This window comes from Paraglaciecola sp. 25GB23A (assembly GCF_040012495.1).
Taxonomy (GTDB): domain Bacteria; phylum Pseudomonadota; class Gammaproteobacteria; order Enterobacterales; family Alteromonadaceae; genus Paraglaciecola.
In genome coordinates this window covers 75,151-98,384 of the sequence record NZ_JBDYKM010000010.1, presented here as the reverse complement: position 1 = coordinate 98,384, position 23,234 = coordinate 75,151, and the positions used below count along the sequence as shown (strand labels likewise).

The 23,234-nt window shown below is 42.2% G+C and carries 19 protein-coding genes; 6 read left to right on the top strand and 13 right to left on the bottom strand.

From position 1 onward, the window contains the following. Positions 1-57 precede the first annotated feature (57 nt). The 11 genes from ABKW31_RS14335 to ABKW31_RS14285 all read right to left on the bottom strand — a co-directional run bounded on the left by ABKW31_RS14335 (position 58) and on the right by ABKW31_RS14285 (position 11,327). Positions 58-948 carry a type II CAAX endopeptidase family protein gene (locus tag ABKW31_RS14335; protein WP_348617232.1) on the bottom strand — a complete coding sequence of 297 codons (891 nt, stop codon included), beginning with the start codon at positions 946-948 and terminating at the stop codon, positions 58-60. A gap of 493 nt (positions 949-1,441) precedes the next feature. Next, on the bottom strand, positions 1,442-1,654 hold the full coding sequence (locus tag ABKW31_RS14330) for a GDCCVxC domain-containing (seleno)protein (protein WP_348617231.1): 213 nt from the start codon (positions 1,652-1,654) through the stop codon (positions 1,442-1,444). A gap of 34 nt (positions 1,655-1,688) precedes the next feature. Beyond that, on the bottom strand, positions 1,689-2,003 hold the full coding sequence (locus ABKW31_RS14325) for a hypothetical protein (protein WP_348617230.1): 315 nt from the start codon (positions 2,001-2,003) through the stop codon (positions 1,689-1,691). Positions 2,004-2,686: 683 nt separating this feature from the next. Then, positions 2,687-3,019, bottom strand: coding sequence for a DUF6488 family protein (locus ABKW31_RS14320; protein ID WP_348617229.1), 333 nt, complete (start codon positions 3,017-3,019; stop codon positions 2,687-2,689). Between the two features lie 12 nt (positions 3,020-3,031). Then, complete coding sequence (locus ABKW31_RS14315; RefSeq protein WP_348617228.1) at positions 3,032-3,556, bottom strand: hypothetical protein; 525 nt, start codon at positions 3,554-3,556, stop codon at positions 3,032-3,034. A 16-nt stretch (positions 3,557-3,572) separates the two neighbouring features. Continuing rightward, on the bottom strand, positions 3,573-4,268 hold the full coding sequence (locus ABKW31_RS14310; RefSeq protein ID WP_348617227.1) for a HupE/UreJ family protein: 696 nt from the start codon (positions 4,266-4,268) through the stop codon (positions 3,573-3,575). Further along, entirely contained in the window at positions 4,258-7,407 is a 3,150-nt protein-coding gene (locus tag ABKW31_RS14305) for a CusA/CzcA family heavy metal efflux RND transporter (protein ID WP_348617226.1), read from the bottom strand. Before ABKW31_RS14305 ends, ABKW31_RS14310 begins: the two co-directional genes overlap by 11 nt. Before the next feature lie 9 nt (positions 7,408-7,416). Further along, positions 7,417-8,652 carry an efflux RND transporter periplasmic adaptor subunit gene (locus ABKW31_RS14300; RefSeq protein ID WP_348617225.1) on the bottom strand — a complete coding sequence of 412 codons (1,236 nt, stop codon included), beginning with the start codon at positions 8,650-8,652 and terminating at the stop codon, positions 7,417-7,419. Positions 8,653-8,660: 8 nt separating this feature from the next. Continuing rightward, positions 8,661-9,947, bottom strand: a complete 1,287-nt coding sequence (locus ABKW31_RS14295) for a TolC family protein (RefSeq protein ID WP_348617224.1) — start codon at positions 9,945-9,947, stop codon at positions 8,661-8,663. A 13-nt stretch (positions 9,948-9,960) separates the two neighbouring features. Next, entirely contained in the window at positions 9,961-10,914 is a 954-nt protein-coding gene (locus tag ABKW31_RS14290) for a M56 family metallopeptidase (protein WP_348617223.1), read from the bottom strand. A 29-nt stretch (positions 10,915-10,943) separates the two neighbouring features. Beyond that, positions 10,944-11,327 (bottom strand): BlaI/MecI/CopY family transcriptional regulator, encoded by a 384-nt coding sequence (locus tag ABKW31_RS14285; RefSeq protein ID WP_348617222.1) that lies wholly within the window; start codon positions 11,325-11,327, stop codon positions 10,944-10,946. A gap of 93 nt (positions 11,328-11,420) precedes the next feature. On the opposite strand from ABKW31_RS14285, the gene ABKW31_RS14280 reads away from it, so the two are divergent. The 5 genes from ABKW31_RS14280 (at position 11,421) to ABKW31_RS14260 (ending at position 18,699) form a co-directional block, all read left to right on the top strand. Beyond that, positions 11,421-11,774, top strand: coding sequence for a DUF3147 family protein (locus tag ABKW31_RS14280; protein ID WP_348617220.1), 354 nt, complete (start codon positions 11,421-11,423; stop codon positions 11,772-11,774). A 398-nt stretch (positions 11,775-12,172) separates the two neighbouring features. Beyond that, a complete protein-coding gene (srmB, locus tag ABKW31_RS14275; RefSeq protein WP_348617219.1) occupies positions 12,173-13,432 on the top strand; it encodes an ATP-dependent RNA helicase SrmB in 1,260 nt (419 codons plus the stop codon). Positions 13,433-13,459: 27 nt separating this feature from the next. Next, a complete protein-coding gene (locus tag ABKW31_RS14270; protein WP_348617218.1) occupies positions 13,460-14,062 on the top strand; it encodes an XTP/dITP diphosphatase in 603 nt (200 codons plus the stop codon). Further along, positions 14,055-15,227 carry a radical SAM family heme chaperone HemW gene (hemW, locus tag ABKW31_RS14265; protein WP_348617217.1) on the top strand — a complete coding sequence of 391 codons (1,173 nt, stop codon included), beginning with the start codon at positions 14,055-14,057 and terminating at the stop codon, positions 15,225-15,227. The genes ABKW31_RS14270 and hemW overlap by 8 nt, the downstream gene beginning before the upstream one ends. 79 nt (positions 15,228-15,306) lie before the next feature. Beyond that, positions 15,307-18,699 (top strand): mechanosensitive ion channel domain-containing protein, encoded by a 3,393-nt coding sequence (locus ABKW31_RS14260; RefSeq protein WP_348617216.1) that lies wholly within the window; start codon positions 15,307-15,309, stop codon positions 18,697-18,699. Between the two features lie 30 nt (positions 18,700-18,729). Here the strand turns inward: ABKW31_RS14260 and ABKW31_RS14255 are convergent, their stop codons facing one another. Then, positions 18,730-19,995 carry an MFS transporter gene (locus tag ABKW31_RS14255; protein ID WP_348617215.1) on the bottom strand — a complete coding sequence of 422 codons (1,266 nt, stop codon included), beginning with the start codon at positions 19,993-19,995 and terminating at the stop codon, positions 18,730-18,732. An 842-nt stretch (positions 19,996-20,837) separates the two neighbouring features. On the opposite strand from ABKW31_RS14255, the gene ABKW31_RS14250 reads away from it, so the two are divergent. Next, positions 20,838-22,202, top strand: coding sequence for a hypothetical protein (locus tag ABKW31_RS14250; RefSeq protein ID WP_348617214.1), 1,365 nt, complete (start codon positions 20,838-20,840; stop codon positions 22,200-22,202). A gap of 178 nt (positions 22,203-22,380) precedes the next feature. Here the strand turns inward: ABKW31_RS14250 and ABKW31_RS14245 are convergent, their stop codons facing one another. Further along, positions 22,381-23,154 carry a YggN family protein gene (locus ABKW31_RS14245; protein ID WP_348617213.1) on the bottom strand — a complete coding sequence of 258 codons (774 nt, stop codon included), beginning with the start codon at positions 23,152-23,154 and terminating at the stop codon, positions 22,381-22,383. Positions 23,155-23,234 lie beyond the last annotated feature (80 nt).

The following is a 23,234-nucleotide window of genomic DNA, read 5'->3' as shown; positions in this document are numbered from 1 at the left end:
TAGACAGTGACAACATGCTAAAAGTTGTTGTCACCGCCTACCATTTGGAAGCGTAATTTAGCTTGTTGCGGTAGCCTCCGCTATGGTTTCCTGAGTGTTTTGCTTTCTTTTTACCGTACCTTTCCAACGAAGCAAAATTACTAGTCCGGCAATGCTCACCACCACAGAAAATATACTGGCTTCTGGACCAAACTCTCCACCGCTTACCCACTCTTGCATGCCCTGAAATACTGGCTTGAACCACCCCGCTTGCTCATGCCCGGTTACGCCAAAACCCAATACATTTCCTTGCATCCAATTCCAACCCAGATGTATTCCAATGGGCAAAGCCAGACTGTGAGTCTTTATGTAAGCTAGGCCTAAAATTATTGAGCCTAAAAATAAATCAATGGATGAAAATATTTGGGTGCTGCCCTCCATACCTGGATTTCCCCAATGGCCAAAGGTAAACAAAAAAGCGATCAGTAACTGTGCACCCCAAATGCCAATACCATCTATCAAGCGTTGAAATACAAAACCACGGTGCAGGATTTCTTCAAATAAAGAACCTAGTAAAAACAAATAGAATCCGTAACTGAGTACTTGCAAACTCCTTTGCGGATCGAGTTCAAAGCTTACTCCCCCCACTAAATAAACTAATGCAACCGTGGCAAGCATCATTGTTATGCCAGCAATCGTTCCACCGAAAAAGTGTTTAAACCAGCGAGGGCTAAACCCAAAACCCACATCAGATAAAGACTCTTTACGGATTTTGATACAAATCCAAGTAACCAATAACAAGAGTAAAAAAGATACAGGCTCTAACATTTGCTCGGTAAATCCTAAGTGGCTCAATCCTTCTTTAATGGGTTTATAGATTGGACGTGTTGCTGCTACAAGGGCAATAAAGATTAAAATCCACCAGCCATTTCGTACTTTTTTATCATCGTTATAGAAAATGTTTTTCATTGTATTCTCGAATTATAAGATTATTGTTTTTTATTTCACTGGGGCTCAAGTACTCCCCAAATTAAGCAAACGCTTAACAATGGTGAACGCAGACTTTATATGGCTGCAAAAGCTGTTCCATGGGAGTTATTAGTAATACTTTCATAGACTTGCAATAAAATAATCGGATATTAAGGAGTGCCAACTCTAGAGTAAGTGGTTGATTTAACTATAAAGTAAGGAAACTGGCTAAACTAAGACTGTGGGTAAAAAACAAACAACATGCGAATGCTATGAAACCTTCGGAACCTTCTGGATCAGTGCCGGTGTAATATCTGCTATGGGAGTGAAGCCGTTGTGCATTTGCGTCTGCAATTGGCACATGGACGATATTCGTCTTTGAGCGACAGGAGACATTCGACGCCGTTTGAGGCTATTACTGGTTTACTGAGAAAGCGGACAGTCGGAATCTGCTACATGCTCCTCAATGTGGCTCATATGTGTGTTATACGAATTACTCACAACAATTACTGCCTTCTTGAATCGGAGGACATTTAACTGTTCCAAAAGAACAATACACACAACAGTCACCTGTTAAAGGCTTCAGAAGAGCATGGCATGACGTACATTCATAAAAAAACTGACAAGCATCTGTTGGCATTTTTTCGTCTTTTTCAAAGCCACAATCTGGGCATTTTATTTTAGAAATTAGAATAGTAGTTCGCATAACTTTCCATTTCACTCATTCGTATAACGCTTTATTAAAGACCTTCCACTATCTCAATAATTTCTCTCGTATTTTCTATAACTCTAATAAGTTTACCTTCCGCGCTTATCGTTATAAGCCCTTTGTCAGAGTCAGTAGCAACAATTTTTCCTTGTTTATATACTTCTTCATCTAAAGTTTCACCGACCGCCAATTTTTTTTGCCAACCTGGAGGGAGACTTTTACCTGACTCAACCTTTTTCTCTAGCCCTGGTGGTAGTTTTTTCTCTTTGTCATTTTTAGCATGTGCCAATCCGCCTAAAGACAGAGAAAGCACAGTGATTGTTATTATTGTTTTAAACTTGATCATTTTTCTCTCCTAATTAAAAGTAAAACATAACGCTTATTTTCGAGCATGTCGTATATGTAACTTCTCGATTTGATTTTTATTTCCGTCACTTTCAGCACTTACCTTTTGATTTTATTAAGTAGTTTTCTCTATCACGCTATCCAAACCACAAAGAGTTGCAAATGCAAAAGGAGACCTGACGGGGTCACCCTGACTTTAAGGAGACTTTTCTGCTTCCTAATAAAAACTTTGTTAAAATATTTTCCAAGTTAAATTAATAACTTAGCGTATTTGTAAAAAACAAAGCGAGACTTAAAAAATTTATTTAGTAGGAACTAAAATAGTCGTAATTTAATAAATCTTATTGTATCTGAGTTTACACACAGGCAGATTAAAATTTATTGCGATTAAAAACCAATGACGAACTGCTGACAGTGGCACAAACATCTCAGTATGGTTTAACACTAGACTATCGGCTCACAGCTGCCTGATTCAATTCCCAAATGACTTCTTAGCCCAATGACGTAGCTATATTTTTTGATTATTTCCGGTTTGAGCGAAATATAGTCAGTCAGGATTTTTTACACCACGATCTGCTTTACTGAGAAGCGGACATTCGAAATATTTAGCGTTACTTGTTAATTTTACATAACAGGGATAATGGACCAGAGGATAGGTATTGCCTCTGACCCATTAAAATTAAATTAAAACTCGTTTTTGTTCGTTACATCCAATACTTGACCATCAGTGGCAATTTTGAAGTAAATTGTATTTCCAATTTCCTTGTTAGTAGCACTTACCACAAAAAAACTGTCTTCAACACTGACCACGGATAAATCTTCTGAAGACACAGCTTTCCATGAGTTGTCCAGTTTTCCGACTTCAAAATCAAATTCCTTGAATGTCATTTTGGGTATCGACTTGTTAACAATATTAAGCGCAGCTTGACCACTAATAATGCCGTGGTCACTATGCGCGAAAGCGTTACTACAGGTAATCACACTGCAAAGTGCTAAGACAGATAATAGTTTTTTCATTATGTTCTCCAATTATTGTTTAATACCTATCACTTCATATTGACCTTTCACCATGAGTTGCACAGCGACAGGTTTTTCTAATTCGTTTTTCCAATACCAACCGTGAGAGCCATCAAAAGGAGCTGTAAAGCTACCCTTCATTTCATTTAACGTGGCAATGGCGTAGCTTTCAAAATATCCGCTGGTGTCGCCCTGAGGTTCTCCGTGTAAATCAAAAAACAACGAAGCCCCATCAGTGAGCCATTCATAAGTCATTTTGTCATATTGTTGCATGCTGAACTTGTATTCAACTCCCCGCCCAGCGGGGACTATAACCTCAATAACTTCATATTCATCTCTTTCTATTTGTTGTGATTTAGTCGGTGTCTCAGTCGCAGATGTTGTGGCAAGAACCGTTAAACCCAACTTGTGCCCGATACCGGTGGGATCAATATTGTACTCCGCAGGCAAAATGAGGGTGATTACCGCGACAATAGCGACGACGGTGGCTGAGGCTGTCGCTTTTATTAGTGTTTTACTACTTACTGTGTGTTGCATTTTCTTCTCTTTAAATTTAACTGATAACAAAACCGGCGAGTTGGTAACCCATGAGCATCAGTCCACTACTCATCAATAAGGTATTGGTCAAAGTGGAAAATTTTTGGAATGACGGTAGTTTCCGCCATGCGTTTATAGCGATTAAAATAAACACTAACGCGGCAAACTGTCCGATTTCCACTCCCAAATTGAAGGCGACCAAGTTGATAATCAGACCATCTTCGGGGAGTTGGAACTCCTGCAACTTTGTCGCCAGACCAAAACCGTGGAACAGTCCGAATATCAGCACTGCCCATTGAATATTCGGTTGCCAATTAAAACAACGTTTAAAGCCCCCTAGATTATCAAAGCCTTTGTACACAACCGATAGACCAATGATGGCATCAATCAAATAGGCATTTACCTGAATATCGCTTAGTACCCCTAACAACAAAGTTGCACTGTGACCAATAGTAAACATGGTGACATACAGTAATACGTCGCGACTTTTGTATAGGAAGAAGATCACTCCAACCAGAAATAACAAGTGGTCATAGCCGGTGACCATGTGCTTAGCGCCAATATACAAGAAAGGTACAAATTGAACGCCCGTATTCTGCTGCAAAAATGCGCGGGTGTTATCATCTACGCCATGAGCAAACACTTCGATACTTAAGCCCATCAAGCACAACGAGATTATAAGCAAGCTAAATTTCAGTAAATTAGCTGGCATTAGATGATCCCAATAACTCAGACTTAGTCGTAATTGACTCCTTTTCTTTATGCAAAATACGATATAACGCTGGTATAACAAACAGGGTTAATAGGGTTGATGAAATAATTCCGCCAATAACCACGGTAGCCAAAGGGCGTTGTACTTCAGATCCGATCCCCGTATTAAGTGCCATTGGAATAAATCCAAGTGCGGCAACCAAGGCGGTTGTCAATACAGGTCGAAGACGGGTTGTAGCCCCGTCAAAGATGGCTTGGTTCAGTGAGACATTTTCTTTACGAAGTTCGCGTATAAAAGAGACCATGACCAGTCCGTTCAAAATGGCGATACCGGATAAAGCAATAAATCCAACAGCAGCCGAAATCGAGAACGGAATGTCTCGCAGCATCAAAGCCGCAATGCCGCCGGTTAGCGCCAATGGCACTCCGCTAAATATAATCATGGCGTCTTTAAATGAACCCAGTGCGAATACAAGCAAACTAATGATCATAACTAACGTTATTGGTACCACAACACTGAGTCGCTGTGATGCTGATTGTAACTTTTGATAGGTGCCTCCGTACTCCACCCAATTGCCTGCGGGTACATCAACATTGTCACCAATAGCTTGTTGAACATCAGCTACAAAACTCCCTAAATCACGTCCTCTGACGTTTGCAGTAACCACTATTCGCCGTTTTCCGTTTTCACGGTTTATTTGGTTAGCACCATCTACCAAATTTAGTGTGGCGAGTTCTTGTAGTGGTACAGCATGACCATCAGGTAATTGAATAGGTAAATAAGCCAGTCCGTCAATATCTGTTCGCAAGTCTTCAGCCAAGCGAACAACGATGTCGGAGCGAATATCTCCTTGGTAAAACTTACCTGCTACAGTACCGCCCATTGCAGTGGCTAGTTGTGTCTGTATCGCAGCTTTGCTTATGCCGTACTGAGCAAGCTTTTCAAGCTTGGGTTCAATACTCAACACGGGCAATCCTGTCGTTCGCTCAACTTGGATGTCGGCAATACCCGTCACGTTACTTATCGCAGATTCAATCTCTGCTCCTAGTAATGTCAATGTTTCAAAATCATCACCAAATACCTTTATGGCAAGTTCTGCACGAACCCCTGCTAGGATTTCATTAAAACGCATTTGTATCGGTTGCAGGAATTCATATCGATTACCCGGAATGGGTGTAACCATAGCCGCTAATTCTTCTACCACTTGCTCTTTAGATTTATTAGGATCAGGCCACTGTTCACGCGGTTTAAGAATAATGAAGTTATCTGCAACACTCGGCGGAACAGCATCTGTTGCTACATCTGCTGTGCCTATTTTGGCAAAAACACGTTCGACTTCCGGCATCTGCTTAATTTTTTCTTCTAATACCTCTTGCAATACAATTGCCTGACTCAGTGATGTCCCCGGTATCCGTAAAGCATGCATAGCTATGTCACCTTCATCTAGATTTGGCGCAAATTCACTACCTAAACGTGTCGCCTGAAAACCAAATATGATGACCAGTAGACTCGCCGCAATCACTATTAACCATCGACCTTTAAGTACCCAAGTAAGTGCAGGTTGATAAATAGCAGTTGCACCGCGAATGATAAAATTATGTTTTTCTTGTACTGGCTTTTTGAAAAGCAAAGCAATCATGGCAGGTACAAAAGTGATCGATAAAAACATGGCACTAAGTAAAGCGATCACGACAGTTATCGCCATTGGATGAAACATTTTTCCTTCAACGCCTTCGAGGGCAAAAATAGGCAAATATACAGCGGTTATGATGAGTACACCGAATAACGCTGGCCGAATGACCTCGCGTGTTGCGTCAAATACTAACTCCAAGCGTTCTTTTAAAGGCAAAGTCTGGTTTGCTGAACCGGCCTGACTCAAACGACGTAAGCAGTTTTCAACAATGATAATGGCGCCATCAACTAATAAGCCAAAATCAAGGGCACCTAGACTCATAAGATTTGCGCTGACATTGCTCTGTACCATGCCAGTTATAGTCATTAACATGGCGAAAGGGATGACAAGTGCTGTTAGGAAGGCAGCCCTAAAATTACCGAGTAATACAAACAATACAACGATGACTAACAATGCACCTTCAAGCAGGTTGGTCTGGACGGTGTGTAATGTTTTATCAACCAATTTTGTGCGGTCATATACCGCGGTTGCAACAACCCCTTCAGGTAAGTTGCGGTTAATTTCAGTCAGTTTTTCACCCACTGCATTTGCAACGGTACGGCTATTTTCGCCAATAAGCATAAATACTGTGCTCATCACCACTTCGCGACCATTTTGTGTCGCTGCACCGTTTCTAAGTCCCTTACCATTACTAATATCAGCAACATCCTTGATTCGTATTGACGCACCACTATTACTGCGCAAGGGGATTTGACCTACACCTTCCAAGTCTTCAATCTGACCGGGCATGCGTAATAACCATTGAGCACCGTTTTGTTCGATAAAACCTGCTCCCTGATTACTGTTATTTTGTTCAATTGCAGTTATGACATCCGCCTGCGTCAACCCATAGGCCAGTAATTTGTCAGGCTTAAAACCCACTAATATTTCTCGCTCATAACCGCCGATCGGGTTAACTTCCACTACTCCCGGTACACGCATTAATTGTGGGCGAATAGTCCAGTCATGCACGGTACGTAAATCCATTGGTGTGACGGGGGTGCCATCATCATTGGTTGCGCCCGGCTCTGCATCCACGGTAAACATGAATATCTCGCCCAAACCTGTTGCTATAGGGCCAAGTTGAGGCTCTAGTCCAGAAGGTAATTCAGCACGAGCAGCAGACAAGCGTTCGTTGACTAACTGGCGAGCAAAATAAATATCAGTGTCATCATCAAAGATGGCGATAACTTGTGACAGTCCATAGCGAGACACCGAACGCGTATATTCAAGTCCGGGCAATCCCGCTAGAGCATTTTCCAAGGGAAAGGTCACACGTTGCTCTATTTCCAACGGTGTATAACCTGCGGCCTCAGTGTTTATCATGACTTGTACATTGGTAATATCAGGTACTGCATCAATAGGAAGTTTAGTGAAATTCCATATCCCAAGACCTGCAAAACTCAATACCATTACCATAATGAGCAAGTTGCGCTTTATAGAAAAGCGTAAAATCGATTCTAACATTCGGTGCTCCTAGTGGTCGTGGGATGCGCCAGACTTTTCAACGTCGGCTTTTAGAATGTAACTATTTTCACTAACGTACTCGGTGCCCTGATCTAAGCCACCTAATACTTCCACCCATTCCTTATCCTGACGACCTAACTCCAGCATCCGTACTTCGTATTGCTCACCGACTTTGGCATACACAACAGTAAAATCACGAAAGGCTTGTAAACCAGTACGCTTTACAGCGAGGGGCACTTTAATAGTAGCGATTTCAACCGCCGCTTTAACAAAACTACCTGAAGTTAACTGTCTTTTTTCATCGTCAACATATACCCATACCAGCCTAGCTTGGTCGTCTCGTACCGCCGGTTCGATATAGGCGATGTTGCCACTAAAAGCCGAACTATAACCGTCGATATTCAAGGTAACAGGTACGCCTACTGACACCTTTTGGTAGTCAATGGGGTAGACGGCTAGCTGTGCGATGTAGCGAGAAGTGTCGGTAATAATCAGTAACGTGCGTCCGCCAGTTTGTTCTCCGGCATTTGCGTGTTGTGCAGTAATAAGCCCGTCTGAGGGAGAGGTAATTTGGAATGACTTCAAGCTTTCGTTACTTTCAACGGTAAATAACAATTGCCCCTTTTTAACCTTATCGCCTTGTTTTACATGGAGTTGTTTGATTTCGCCTTCAAATCTCGCTTTGATAATGCGATCCGCACCGGGTGGTAATATTAACTTACCGTACGCGGGAATAGTTTGGTGAAGTGTGACGGCGCTAGCAATATCGGTTTTAATTTCCATCGCATCAGCAACTGCCTGCTCAATGGTTGTGCGCCCTTCAAAATTATCATATTCCCAGCGATGGGTTTTCCCTTGATGCTTGGCGGTTATTGTCACTACAAAGGAATGCGGCTCGTAAATCACCATATCACCGCGCAACAAATCACCTTGTTTAATGAACTGAATATCATCCACTATGCCCCCAAGTCGGGTTAACTTTATATTAAGATCAACTTTATCAGGTGATACTGGTTGCCCTTTATCTGTAACCCAAACTCGAAATTCTGGCGGTACACCCGTTTCGAAAATAGCAAGCTCAATCGCAAAATCATCGTCACGTAACATACGTCCACGATGGGGACCTTTTTCAGGCTCGGCCTGCTCAGCAGCAGGGCTTGATTCTGCGATTGCAGGTAATGATGATAAAAATGTTAGCCCCAATAAACAGGCGATAATTACTGAAATGATGTTTTTGTTTTTCATAAAATTTCTCATTGGGAAATGGACGAGCCAGTCAGTCGTTGAATTTCAATATGTTGCAAGTGCAAACTTTCATAGGCGTCTAATAAGCTTGATTTAGCCGCCAGTAACTCCTGTCGAACATTGTTCCATTGGGTATAATTGAGTTGTCCCATGTCATAAGCACGGGTTGCATCAGATAGGGCATTTTCTAAAAGCGGTACAATGCGTTGCTGCATGGTGTCGATAACATGACGTGAATGCCCCATCTCTTGAAGAAGAACGTAGAGTTGTGCATCAAGCTTTTGCAACAATGCGTTGGCCTCATCGGCAAGCACTTCTTGCTGTGCTTGCAGTGCAGTAATCTTGCCTGCATTGCGGTTGTCGCTTCCCCATGGGATTGAAATCCCAGCAACCAAGCCAAAATCATCAGTCGCTTCATAACGGCGAACACCTGCCGATACTTGCCATTGTGGTTTAGCCTCAATACGAGCCAACTCTATTTGTGCTTGAGCGATGCGTTGTTGTGTCGCAAATTTTGCCAATAAAGGCTGTTTTTTAAGACGGTCTAATTGTGATTCAACAGATGGATTAGCAGGTAAAGCCATTAAATCGCCACTGACTTGATAGCTTTTACCCGCTTCCCCCCACATGGAAGTTAATTGATAATGACTGGCCTTTAACTCATGCTCCAAATCCTCAACGGCCAGTTCACGACGCACCTGCTCTGCTTGGGCTTGTAATTTTTCAACGTTGGAGCTTTTCCCTGCATCAACTCGCTCGCTTAAGGCTTTAACCACATCTTGTGCTTGTTGCAGTGCTATTTTGTTGAGTTTTAAGCGCTCTGTTTTAATAAGGATTTGAATGAATTTCTTTGCTGTATTGCCCGCTAAATCCAGTGAGGCTATTTGCTGTTCTATCTCAAGTTGTGCAGCTTGAGATTTTACAGCAGCTATACGTCCATCTATTTGTTCTTGTTGTAATATCCATGCATAAGTCAAGGTTGTTTGCATGTTTCGCAAAGCACTATGCTCTCCATTACCTAAGGCATCTTCAATGATTAACCCCACCTGCGGACGCTCGCCAACCCCGGACTGCTGAACGTAACCTTGTTGTGCCATATTGCGAGACACAAATGCTTTAAACTCTGGATGCTGTTTCAGTGTTAATGATACGGCCTGTGACAACGTTAGTACCTTAGGAGGCTCTGAGAAAACCTCCCCAGTGGCGCAAAAAGTCAATGAGAGACTCAGCACCCCAATACAAAACCGACTGGCGGTCGGTTTTTTTTGCGTACTCATTAGAAAAAATGGCTTCATGCCCAATCCTTAATTAGTGGGTAAAAATGGTTTCAATAAAATGGTGAAAGCTATCTACAGTAGATGCAGCTATAAGTGGCGCACCAATCAGTGCGACTATGGTAATGAGTAATATCAACACAGAGGGTTTTTCAACTGGAGAAATGAGTCGATGAACACGCTGACTAACTTGCTCATTACCAAAATAACTGAGTTGAGTTCCATCACAGTTATTGGGGAGTTTTTGTAACAATCTCGCTACGTTTATCAAGGTTTGTGCTATGTCCAAGTTGTCGTAATAATAGGTAGCCGCGCTATCCGCCATTTGCTCGGTTAAAAGTCTGTAATGTTGCATTAAAATATGACTAATTGGTTTGGGATAGAATCGACAAAACACACTAAATATCACGTTAAATAAAGGATCATAGGCACGTACGTGGGCAAGTTCGTGTTGGATGATTATATCGAGTTGCTGTTGATCTAATTGTTTTAATAAAGCCGAGGTTAAATAAACTTTGGGAGACATTAAGCCTGAAGTAAATGCTGAAGGTATATTTGATTGAAGTAAATAAACCTTGTGACTCATATGATTTTGGAGTTTTTGTGTATTGGAAAGATCTAACAGACAGCGCATCGAAAGAGATTTTCTCCAACTCTGCACTGAAATAACTATCAATAACCAAACTACAATTAAACTACAAACTAATAAAATTAAGCCATGCCAGCTGGTAAAATTAAATAAGTCTGCATGATGCCAATGGGCAAAGTTTGCAAGCCAAGAAAGCGATAACTCACTGTCCATGCGAGGCCAGAATAAGACAACACAGGTTCCACCGATCCACCAAGGGCCGGTCACCAACAACCAAAGTGAAAACTTACGTGTAGCAAAGCTGAAAAAGCTCAATTTGGGAAAGAGCAAAGGAGTCAGCAATGAAAGCAATAGCAGCCCAATAAAAAATGCCAGTAATGCCACACTCGTGAGGTTCAATGCAATTGCCAAACTCCCTGCAAACATAGTTATTGCAGTCCTTTACGCAGTTTGCGTTGTTGCTCAATAAGTTGTTCCAATTTATCGAGTTGAGCATCATTCAAATTGGCAGACGCAGAGCTAAATGCCGCTATCAAACTATGTTCACCTTCCTCAACAAAGTCACTGGTGACATTAGCAATCAATTTGGCGAGTAAGGCTTCACGATCAATCTTGGTTCGATATAAATAGGCATGCCCTTGCTTAGTTCGACTCAACAAATCTTTTTTAAACAATCTGTCTAGGGTACTTTGAATAGTATTAACTGAAATACCACGAGTCTCACCAAGTGCGTTATGTACTTGTTTCGCATCTGCTTCTATACCTGACCACAGATAATGGAGCACCAATTTTTCCAATTCACCTAGCTGCATGAAATATTTCTCTTAACTCTAAGGACGTTATTGTGTCAAAATAAAAACCGACAGGCAATCGGTTTTTATTTCAGTCAACGTTAAAGGTAATTTATGACATGGTTGATAACCAAATATTTAATAACGGCGGCTATTGTTGTAGCGGTTTCTGAAATTGCCAAAAGAAGTGATAAATTAGGCGCTCTGATAGTAGCGTTACCTATTGTTACTATTCTGGTAATGGTTTGGCTATATATTGAAAAACAACCAATGGAAAAAATTGCCAATCACGCATGGTATACATTCTGGTATGTAGTGCCCACACTGCCTATGTTTTTGATATTTCCTATGTTATTACAAAAATTTAGTTTTTGGTTTTCATTGCTCATAAGTGCAGTAATAACAGTTATATGCTTTTGGCTTTTAGTATTAGTGGTTAAAAATTTTGGAATTGACCTACTGCCCTAGAATGAAGCACTAGCCATTTTCACCACAAACGCCTGCTTTTTGCTATTTGGGATCGTTCATTTGAAGATAAGTGAAGGTCTGCAATTGGCACATTAGAGCAAGTCAACTCTAGCTCTTTACTCCAATGATAACTGTCTTTTTTAACTGATTTTCCTCTGTGAACTCTGTGCCCTCTGTGGTTAAACCGCTTTTAGCTTTGTCTTTTGTACTTTTCTAGTCACTATTTTCTCGTATCTATTTACTGCTCTTGTCTGCTTTTTCTTAAGCTCAGCTTTCTTTGGTTACTCATTAGTGAAAATGCTTTTGATTTTTTCTGCCCTATTGCGCCCTACTCCTTTATAATCCCGCCATATTGTAAAGAGAAATCAGTGACATTTAGTCAAGAGAATTAAAATAGCATGTTCGAAGAACTCGATTTAGACGATGATTTATGCCGCGCAGTAGCGGAATTAGGCTACAAAGAGCCTACCAGTATTCAACAGTTAGTCATCCCAGCGGCGATGGAAGGCAAAGATATACTAGCCTCAGCTCCCACGGGTACCGGTAAAACTGCGGCGTTTTTGCTGCCTGTTTGCCAGTTTTTATTAGACTATCCGCGCCGGCAGCCTGGCTCAACGCGGATATTGATCCTGACACCAACCCGTGAGTTAGCTTTGCAAATATTTGAGCAAGCTAAACTCATCAGCAAGTATTGCCCGCATATTCATTGTGGCGTTATCACTGGCGGTATTAACTACGGAACGGATTTAGACTTACTCGACAACGAGTTGGATATTTTGGTCGCGACTCCCGGTCGTTTATTTGAGCATATTGAAACCGAAAAATTTGATTGTCGGGATATCGAATGCCTAATTTTGGACGAAGCGGATCGTATGCTCGACATGGGCTTTTCCGCGATCGTCAATCAAATTGCCGCTGAAGCACGCTGGCGCAAACAGAGCATGTTGTTTTCAGCCACATTAGAAGGTGGTGGTATAGCGCGTTTTGCTAAAGAGCTATTAAATGAGCCAGTGCAGCTCAGTGCCGATCCCAGCCGTAAAGAACACGCCAAAATTCATCAATGGTTGCATCTAGCCGACGATGCTAAACACAAGTATGCCCTGCTTTGTCATATTCTAGAACATCAGGTTGATAGCGCTGTGGTGTTTGTCAAAACTCGTGACCGCTTAAACGAATTAAAACAATTGCTCGAACGGGATGGTTTTAGTGTTGCTTGGTTGCAAGGTGAAATGCCGCAAGATAAACGTAACGATGCAATGCGTCGTTTCCGAGAAGGTGAGGTAAAAATCTTAGTTGCGACTGACGTGGCTGCGCGGGGCATAGATGTTGAAGACATCAGCCACGTGATTAATTACGATATGCCACGCACCGCAGATGTGTACGTGCATCGTATTGGTCGTACTGGTCGCGCAGGCAAAAAAGGGACCGCTATCTCCTTAATTGAAGCTCACGACGTATCTATCATCCCTAAAATTGAGCGCTACACTAAGCAAGTACTTAAGCGCCGCGTGATTGATGAACTTCGCCCTAAACATAAAGAAGCGAAAGTATCTAAAAAACCTAAGGTAAGTGCCAAAGTTAAAAAGAGCTTAGGTAAAAAAGTAAAAACCAAAGTTAAAAAGAAAAAAGGCCGCGGTAAAAAATCACCAGAAGCGTAAGTTTTTCTTGAGTTAAAAAGGACAGTTGTGAGTCAAAAAATAGTATTAGCCACGGGTAACCAGGGCAAGGTAAACGAGCTGAGTAAAATGCTTAGCGCTTTCAATTTGAATGTCGTTGCGCAAAGCGAATTTGCCATTGGTGAAGTGGCCGAAACCGGCACTACCTTTGTTGAAAACGCGATTATTAAAGCCCGTCATGCCGCGCGTATCAGCGGTTTGCCTGCCATAGCCGATGATTCAGGTTTAGCCGTAGATGCATTAGGTGGTGCGCCTGGGGTTTATTCAGCCCGCTTTGCCGGCGATAATGCTACTGACAAAGACAACATCAACAAACTATTAGTAGACTTAAAAGACGTACCTGAAGGTCAACGTCAGGCACGTTTTTTATGTGTTTTGGTCTATTTGCGTCATGCAGATGATCCAACACCTCTCATTTGCCAAGGCGAATGGCATGGCGCAATTACCGCTAAAATAATTGGTACAAACGGTTTTGGTTATGACCCAGTATTTTGGCTTAGGGAGCAAAATTGTAGTTCTGCCCAGCTTAGTCCCGAGCAAAAAAACCAATTGAGTCATCGTGGCAAAGCACTTGCTTTATTAGTTAAAGCCATGGAAAGCCAAATTGCTTAAGCATACCAATCCAGTCACAGCGTTAAGTTTACCGCCCCTATCTTTATATATTCATATTCCGTGGTGTGTGCAAAAGTGCCCCTATTGTGACTTTAATTCCCACGGTCAAAAGCAACAAGAACTGCCCGAAAGTGAATATGTTAGTCATTTGCTGGCTGACTTGGCAGAAGATGCGGCATTAGTCGGCGACCGCCCAGTGCACAGTGTTTTTATTGGTGGTGGCACACCCAGTTTATTTAGTGCACAGGCTATTGATAGGCTATTAAGAGGGGTGCGCGAACGGGTTAATTTGCTTCCAAATGCCGAAATAACCTTAGAGGCCAACCCGGGTACAGTAGAAAGTCAACGCTTTGCCGGCTATGTTCAAGCGGGGATTAATCGCATATCGATTGGTGTGCAGAGCTTTCAGGCGGATAAATTACTCGGTTTGGGCCGTATTCATGATGATAATCAGGCACGTCAAGCCGCCGTTATTGCCCATGATGTGGGTTTAAACAGCTTTAATTTAGACTTAATGCATGGCTTACCTAAACAAAATCTTGACGATGCCTTGTTTGATATAAGCAGTGCGCTGTCGCAAAACCCTCCACACTTATCGTGGTATCAACTTACTATTGAACCCAATACTCAATTTCACTCCAAGCCGCCAAAATTGCCCGAGGATGAGCTGTTGTGGGATATTCAAGAGCAAGGCCATGCTTTGCTAGAGGCAGCAGGATACGAGCAATATGAAATCTCGGCTTACAGCAAAGTCGGCCAGCAATGTCAGCACAATCTTAATTACTGGCGCTTTGGTGATTATTTAGGTATCGGCTGTGGGGCCCATGGCAAAATCACTCTGCCTGAGCAAAACAAAATTGTGCGTACGTTAAAGGTCAAGCACCCTAAAGGGTATATGGACTTAACAAAAGCCTATACCAGCGAATTAAAAAGCGTGGCCGCTGATGAACTGCCCTTTGAGTTTTTTATGAATCGCCTGCGTTTGGTTGAACCCTGTCCTAAAGCTGATTATCAAAAATATACCGGCTTAGCTCTCGCTGAGGATGTGCAGGCTAATCTGCAAAATGCTATAAATAAAGGTTTGTTAAGTGAAACCGCCACCTATTGGCAAATCACGCCATTGGGCCGTCGTTATTTAAATACCCTATTAGAACTCATGGTCTAATGACTAAACAAACCTATAAATGGTTTAATTTGTTAGATTTTGTACAGTGCTAGGTAACAACATTATCAGGAGTAACTAAATGCTGAATAAAAAACGCAAGTTTGGATTCTGCTTATTATTTTGCTTGTTATTCCATGGGGCTAATTATGCCCAATCCGTCGACAGTCTTAAAACCAATATTGATGCCATACACCAACGACTGCAACAAAGTCCTCTGTCTGAGGAAGAGCAAAGTAAAATAAAAACGCAGCTCGAACATGCCCAATCTTCTTTAAACGACTCTGCGGCAGCCAAAAACCAGCAACAACAATATGAGCAAATTGCCTCAACAATTGATGAAAAACTAACTAAGTTACAAAAGCAACAACAGTTAGTAGACCGGCAAGGTATAAAAAACATCGAAGGTCAATCAACTGAACAATTGGACAATAGTTTGATGGTATTGCAAGCTGAGCAAAATAATCTGCTTGTCCAATACGAAGACTTACAACAACAAAAAACGGTCTTAAGCCGCCGACCTACGGTTATCAGCGATGAACTCAATACTATTCGCAGCGAAATAGACACGACCCTTTTAGCACTAGACAACAATTATTCTGCCAATAATAACCTTAGTAGTCAGAGCAGTATTGTGGCTCTACAAGCCAAGCTACTAAATTTGCGTACCAAGACGGCAGTGTTGGAACGAGAAGTGGCTACCGTGCCAGCAAGGCAGTCCTTGCTCGACGCACAAATTGCCCTCGTTAATACTCAGTTGGAGGCTGGCGAAGTTAAGATTTTTCAGACTCAACAACAACTGGAAAAACGCCGTGCGGGTGGTGCCAGCGAGGCAATAAAAAACGCTGAACAAGATCTGCAAACAACAACCGAGTCTCCCCGCTTAAGCCTTATCGCTAAAGACAATCTTGGTCTAGCGAATAATTTACAAAGTATTATTTTACGTGCCCCCGATGTTGACGAAAATAGCCTACGTTTGCGCCAGCAACAGCAAAATCTTAAGCAATCTTCCCAAATTGTCAGTCAAATATTAGCTACCGGACAAATTACCGATGAACTTGGTATTCTATTGCATCGTTTACGCTCGGGCCTACCGCAAGAAGGACCACTGGAAAATCGACTAGACAACATTAATGAAGAAATCGTCAAACACCAACTCAATTTAATTCTATGGCAAGACAAACTGCGAAATCTGCATGATGAAAGACTCAAGTTTTGGCCAATAACCACTGCCAAAACCCCAGTTACCCAAGACGAGGGCCTTAGCCAACAAGAACGTACGGTTTTAAACGGGCTGAAAACCTCACAAACTCAGTTACTAGAGAAATTGATTGATGCAGCACACAGTCAGCTAGAAAAACTGCTTGATGAAAAGCTGATGCTCATTGATGTCAAATCCAGTACCAAAGAGCTAAAAACCTTACTTGATCGCCGCTTAGTTTGGCTGCCTTCTTATACCCAATTAGCTGATAATATCCTGCCTTACTTACTGGTGAGTTTGCATTGGTACCTAGACGGCGAAGCATGGATACAAGTAGGTCGAGACTTATGGATAGGGGTTAATAAAAACGGCCTAGCCACATTTGGTGTGCTTCTGGTTTTTGTACTCTTATTGTCATTACGCAAGCTTCTGAAAAAATCTTTAAGGCAATTGAGTACACACGTGGGTAACGTGGGTAAAGATACACACTGGGCCACGCCGCTGGCCTTGTTTGAAACCATAATATTAGCATTGCCACTGCCATTGGCTATTGCTGCTATTGCCGGTTTGATTAGTGTCGGCGCCAGTAGCAATGGTTTTTCTAACGCAATAGCCACTGCTTTGGCAACCGTCTCTAGCCTCAGCCTTACCTTGTTGTTTTTTCGTTCTATGTGTCGAAAGAATGGTATTTTTGTCGCGCATTTTGCCTGGAGTGATACCGCGCGCGCAACCCTTGGCTCACTACTAACGTGGTTTGCTTGGTATCAAGGCGCTGCTACTTTTCTGTTTGCTTCGGCTATTGCTAGTAATCAAATTGAACTCAGATACGGCGTCGCCATATTAGCTTTTATTGCCATGTCGCTCGGCATTGCGATATTTAGTTTTCATTTTTTTAAACCCAAGACGGGTGTAGCGGTAAATATTGTCGGTCACAAACCCAAATCACTATTGGCTCAGTTGGCCTTGCCTTTTATGGTCGCAGCGCCACTTTTAATCGGTTTACTGCCACTTACTGGTTTTTTTGATACCGCGGTAGAACTGCAATCAAAACTCTTTATATCCGGCGTAGTACTGATTTTTGTCTCCATATTTTATGGCATTGTTATGCGGGTTTTGATGGTAGCTTATCGTCGTTATTTACTGCGCAAAATCAAATTAAGACGAGCCAATGTTGAAGCCCAGCGCAACCAACAAGAACAAAAAGAAGCCAGTGGCGAGGCGATACCAGAAATAGCACCAGAAAGCCTACCAGATAATCAAGAAGCGGCAAGAAAGATGCGTAAAAGTGCTTTGAGCCTATCATCCGTCATGTTTTTAGCGGGCTTGTGGTTTATCTGGCTCCCCCTTTTACCTGCTCTTGGAATTGTAAACGAGATTGTAATGTGGCAGAAAAACATTACCGTAGATGGCATTCCATCCAGTGAAAACGTGACCTTGTGGAACATCATTATCTCCGTGTTATTTTTGGTTGGCGGCTTTATCGCTGCCAAAAATTCACGAGGTATGTTAGAAATTAGTTTTTTCGACAAAGTCACTCTAGACCCCGGAGCCCGTTATGCCGCAGTCACTATACTGGGTTATGTCATCATGGGTACCAGCCTTGTATTAGGCTTGGGTCAGTTGGGCATTGATTGGTCAAAACTGCAATGGATTGTGGCCGCCCTCGGGGTTGGACTGGGCTTTGGCTTACAAGAGATTGTGGCTAATTTTGTATCTGGCCTGATTATTTTGTTTGAACGCCCGGTGCGAGTTGGTGATACCGTCACCATTGGCGACTTAAGTGGTACTGTCAGCAATATAAAAATTCGCGCCACTACGATTACTGACTTTGATAATCGTGAAGTATTGCTACCCAATAAGTCTATTATTACCGAAAATGTAACCAATTGGACTTTACACAATCCGATTACTCGTTTGTTATTAAAAATTGGTATCGCTTATGGCTCGGATACACGTTTAGCTCGAGAGGTATTATTGAATGTTATTGATAATCACCCTGATGTACTGAAACTGCCAGCTCCCAGTGTATTATTTATGAATCACGGTGAAAGTTCATTAGACTTTGAATTACGCATTTTTGTCGAAAGCCCCTCTAAACGACTACCGGTTATCCATGAAATAAATACGCTTATCAACGAAGCCCTAAACAAAAATGGCTTTGAAATTCCATTTCCGCAACGCGATATTCATATTATCGGTGCGAAGCATACTAACTTGTCAAATACTGAGACTATAAGACCAACAGCAGAGCAGAAAGAAGTCGATAGTGAATAGTCAGGTCTTATCACTACTGGCACAACATTTTTAGTCTTTTGAATGCACTGGCTCAATTACTGTTCGTGGATCCATTTCATAAGCAGTAGGGCCAGCCATATCAGTAACCGCACGGAAGCTTTCTTTAGTCTCCATATTAGGCGGCAGTGCATGGCTACGACGTCTCAATAATACAATAACAAAAAACAGGAGCAGGCATCCGCTGGTAAAGGCATAAAGACCATTTGCACCCACTAAGCCCATAGCAAGGGATGCTAAGGGAGCACCAATCGCGGAAGCCAAACCAAGGGTAATTAACATCGCACTACTTATCTCGACAAAATCTTCTGAGCTCGCATTATCGTTCGCATGGGCTAAACATATGGCATACAAAGTCATACAAGTTCCGCCCCAGAAGAATGCTAATATGGACGCTGGCCACCCTCCAAATGTTGTAACAACATAAGGTAATCCAACAAATAAGAGTGATACAAGTGAACCTGCTAAAGCGGCATACATCAATACACTTCTTCTATCAAACCTATCTGAAAAACGGCCTAAAGGGAGTTGAAAACAGGCCCCGCCTAGCACCGTAGCTGATACAAATGCAGCTAATTGACTACTATCAAAGCTGTTATCTTTTGCATAGATGGGCGCTAATGACCAAAATGCCCCTGTCACCAAACCAGCAATAACGGCTCCAATCAGCGCAATGTGGGAATGGCGCCAAACCTTGAACATGTTTAACTTTACTGTTTGCACGACGCCAGGCGCTGAAGACCGAGTCAGTGAGACGGGAATAATTGCAATAGATATAAATATGGCCGCCAAAGCAAATAACATCGAATTTTGCTCACTGCCAACATTCAATAATTGCTGGCCACACATTACCATGACCAAATTTAAGGTTGTGTAAATAGAAAGTATTGAACCACGATTTTTTGCCGTTGAGCTGCCGTTCAGCCAGCTTTCAATAATCATATACAGACCTGAAATTGCTATTCCTATGAAGAATCTTAGCAGCAACCAACTATAGAATTCAGATAACAGGGGAAAAATCAAAATCACCACAGAATAACAAGTCGCCAAAACCGCAAAACTGCGAATATGCCCGACTCTTTTCAACATATGTGGTGTTGCCAAGCATCCCGACACAAAACCCAAAAAATAGGCCGAGCCTGTCAGTGCCACTTGGGTATCAGAAAACCCCGCTGCACTAGCTGCAATCGGCAATAAGGTAAGTAATAAGCCATGACCAAGTAGCAAAAAAGCATTAGACAACAGTAATGCAGAAATAGGGCCTAATGCGTGTAACATGTCACTCCAATAGGGTTTGCTGTTAATGTAGAGTTTATGTCATTCTCAATATAGTATTAGTAATATCGCTGCTATTAAATTCGGACTTTATTTACGCAGTAAAAAGTACTTTTCTCTGTGCTTTTTTTCAGTCTCTTAAGGCTAAATATTTTTATAGCCCGCTCTGGTGCCCCTGTTCACTAAACACCGACACATTTTTTCAGTAGCAGTCTAAGCAATGGTTGGCTCATTAATGACCATAGGCTAATGTGTAAAACTAAAGCAGTGGTATAAGTTGAACCGGAATTTCCTGAGAAAGTTTCACAGCACACTCAAGCTAAAGGAAGAATTGTGCCAAATACAAACTGAATATATTAAGTATATAAATCATAGACTTAATAAGTTTGAGTAAAAACAGCTCTATTCACTAGCACCAATTTGGTTTGAACTTTTTTTAAAATGCACTTTTTTGTGCAGCCAACCCCCTACTCATTTTGCAAGATAAACCTTCGATTCACTCTTACACCCGCTCATTGGAGTTGCCTCAACGGAGTTGCCCCAACATGGTTGCCTCAACGGGGTTGCCCCAACGGGGTTGCCCCAACGGGGTTGCCTCAACGGGGTTGCCCCAACGGAGTTGCCTCAACGGGGTTGCCCCAACGAGGTTGCCCCAACGGGTTTGCCCCAACGGGGTTGCCTCAACGGGGTTGCCTCAACGAGGTTGCCTCAACGGGGTTGCCCCAACAGGTTTATCTGTGGTGAAAATGACTTTAGCTGTGGCTGTGTCATTTATTGAATAGTATGAGTACATCTTTCATCCTTTTTGTACTATCTTGTGAGTCCCATTTAAATTTGATCACCTAATGACATATCGAATATTAAGTCTGCTGTTGCTTTTATTACTTTGCTCTTGTGGCAATGAAAAAGAAGCTAATAAGCTTAGCTATTCAGCGAGTGGTCGAGTGATTGATGATTCAGGCGCAGGAATAGAAGGCGTTAAAATTGCTTACACTCCGACTGAATTTGTTTTATCGAATAGTCAGGGAAACTGGATTATTGCAGAGTTCACAAGCCCTGCAACCCTCACACCCACCCTTGAAAACTATACTTTCAGCCCCCCAAGTCTGCAGTTAATCGATTCTAGCAATAATGTTCTTTTCACGGGGACTCAAGACCAGAGTGAAAATCAAATCGCAATGCAAATTTTCAATTGGTTTAATGAACAACAACTCGCTAACGGATTACTAGAAAGTGTGGAGAATGGCAATGTTGTGTCCTTGTATGATAATGCATTAGCGGCAATCGTGTACATGATGAACAATGATTTTACAAAAGCAGAAAATATCTTCGACTTCTTTGATAGCCGAATCGAAACAGAATTAAATGCAGGGTTTGGCGGCTTTTCACAATTGCGAGATCGTAATGGCTCTCCCAATAATCATCGTTGGATGGGTGATAACGCTTGGTTACTCATCGCAGTGAATAATTACAAAAGCCTGACAGGGAAAAATACTTATGACTATTTGGCATCTCAAATCACTGACTGGCTGATGAGCTTACAAGATGCCGATGGCGGTCTGTTTGCCGGATATGGCGCAAATAATAAGTTGCTTAACTATAAGGTGACCGAGGGCAACATTGATGCCTTCAATGCGATAGAGGGATATACAGATTTCCACAGCCAAGTTCTACACTTCTTAAAGAACCAGCGGTGGGACAGTAACGATAAAAATTTAGTGGCTTGGCCTGAAAACCCACCTTATTTGTATGCCCTTGATCTTCATCCTTGGAGTTATTTAATCTTTAACAACTACCCAAGCTCTGCATTGACCACGGCAGATCGTTTTTTAACGACTCAAACAGCCATTAACGGAGAACAGATCAGCGGTTATTGCTTTGATGAAGACCAAGATACTGTTTGGCTTGAGGGCACGGGGCAAATGGCACTGGCTTTTGCTCTAGCTGGAATGCAAAACCAAAAGCAACTTTATCTGAGTGAAATAGAAAAGGCACGGATTGAAAGTACGAATTACCCTGATGCCGCGGGTTTTCCTTATGCAACCAACCCGGGAACAGTTTACGGCGCAGATTCACTGTGGGCCACTGCAGATACGAGCATTGCCATCTCCAGTGGTGCTTGGTATTTATTTGCTAAAAATAACTATAATCCCTTCCAAGTGGGCCGCGAAAAGATGATCCCACAGGAGGATATATTTTGGTTAAATTAATCAGTTTTCTCTCAGAAAAAAACGGCTAGCCAAAGTAATTTTATCGGTCGAACAACAATGCTCTAGCTTTAGCGCACATTTATTTACTTTGTGTTCGCGGCTAAACTGAGCCGATCACCGGCGGCTCCTCCAAAAAAAGCCCAAATAATGTGACCTTTAGTAAGCGTTCTTTTGGCTTTTAATGCTCTGCGCCTGTGTCGAGGATATCGTATGGTTTTAATTCGGGTACTGAAGCTCTAAGGTTTTCTTCGACCTTATCTAATGCCTTAAATTTTTGACAAAACCACTCTGCTTTTTGTTTAAGTGACTGGGCTTTAGGTGCCACATTTTGCTCAATCGCCGCACCTACATCTTCAAGTTTTTGCGCCAGTTCATCCACTTTCTGTTCGGTAGTTTGCTCACTGGCAACCAAGCCACCGATAGCAGAGAGTATACCTCCGACTGACGTGCTCATGACTTGTTCTATTTGCTCTTCAAGTTCTCGGTCAACAAAATCATCAACATTTTCTAAACGACCTGGCCCCATGTAATAGGTGTCGTTAGCATGAATAAACTTTTCGCGTACGCTTTTTTGCACTCTCTCTAAGGAAGCTTGCAGTTTCTCTTGGCTCTTGTGGTCTTTGCCCATTAAACCTGAATAAACATGCTCTACCGTATCGACGGCTAATTCTACCCCTTCATTGGCTAACAAAATCATTTTGGGTACAACTAAATGCAGGCCATTAGCCAATTCTGCTAAATTCTGTTGCTGCTGGGGATCACTTAACTCAATCCAATTGCCCCCTACGATCAACTGTGAATCACCATTGATTTGATAGACAGTCCGACTGTCGTCTATCACTCGGATTTGTTGCTGATTTACCACTAAACCAAAATTGAGGGCTACTTCACAGTCGAGATCTGCCAAAGCCGATTGACAAAAAAAACACAGGAGGAGAAATCTGAAAGCCATACTTTACTCAACTATAAGTTTGAACTGTAGTGTGCCTTTTACCGTAAAAATAGCAACTGGGGATCAGATAAGTTTTAGAT

Coding starts and splice junctions, on each gene's coding strand:
- ABKW31_RS14335 (WP_348617232.1), bottom strand. CDS start 948: ATGAAAAACATTTTCTATAACGATGATAAAAAAGTACGAAATGGCTGG.
- ABKW31_RS14330 (WP_348617231.1), bottom strand. CDS start 1,654: ATGCGAACTACTATTCTAATTTCTAAAATAAAATGCCCAGATTGTGGC.
- ABKW31_RS14325 (WP_348617230.1), bottom strand. CDS start 2,003: ATGATCAAGTTTAAAACAATAATAACAATCACTGTGCTTTCTCTGTCT.
- ABKW31_RS14320 (WP_348617229.1), bottom strand. CDS start 3,019: ATGAAAAAACTATTATCTGTCTTAGCACTTTGCAGTGTGATTACCTGT.
- ABKW31_RS14315 (WP_348617228.1), bottom strand. CDS start 3,556: ATGCAACACACAGTAAGTAGTAAAACACTAATAAAAGCGACAGCCTCA.
- ABKW31_RS14310 (WP_348617227.1), bottom strand. CDS start 4,268: ATGCCAGCTAATTTACTGAAATTTAGCTTGCTTATAATCTCGTTGTGC.
- ABKW31_RS14305 (WP_348617226.1), bottom strand. CDS start 7,407: ATGTTAGAATCGATTTTACGCTTTTCTATAAAGCGCAACTTGCTCATT.
- ABKW31_RS14300 (WP_348617225.1), bottom strand. CDS start 8,652: ATGAAAAACAAAAACATCATTTCAGTAATTATCGCCTGTTTATTGGGG.
- ABKW31_RS14295 (WP_348617224.1), bottom strand. CDS start 9,947: ATGAAGCCATTTTTTCTAATGAGTACGCAAAAAAAACCGACCGCCAGT.
- ABKW31_RS14285 (WP_348617222.1), bottom strand. CDS start 11,327: ATGCAGCTAGGTGAATTGGAAAAATTGGTGCTCCATTATCTGTGGTCA.
- ABKW31_RS14280 (WP_348617220.1), top strand. CDS start 11,421: ATGACATGGTTGATAACCAAATATTTAATAACGGCGGCTATTGTTGTA.
- srmB (WP_348617219.1), top strand. CDS start 12,173: ATGTTCGAAGAACTCGATTTAGACGATGATTTATGCCGCGCAGTAGCG.
- ABKW31_RS14260 (WP_348617216.1), top strand. CDS start 15,307: ATGCTGAATAAAAAACGCAAGTTTGGATTCTGCTTATTATTTTGCTTG.
- ABKW31_RS14255 (WP_348617215.1), bottom strand. CDS start 19,995: ATGTTACACGCATTAGGCCCTATTTCTGCATTACTGTTGTCTAATGCT.
- ABKW31_RS14250 (WP_348617214.1), top strand. CDS start 20,838: ATGACATATCGAATATTAAGTCTGCTGTTGCTTTTATTACTTTGCTCT.
- ABKW31_RS14245 (WP_348617213.1), bottom strand. CDS start 23,154: ATGGCTTTCAGATTTCTCCTCCTGTGTTTTTTTTGTCAATCGGCTTTG.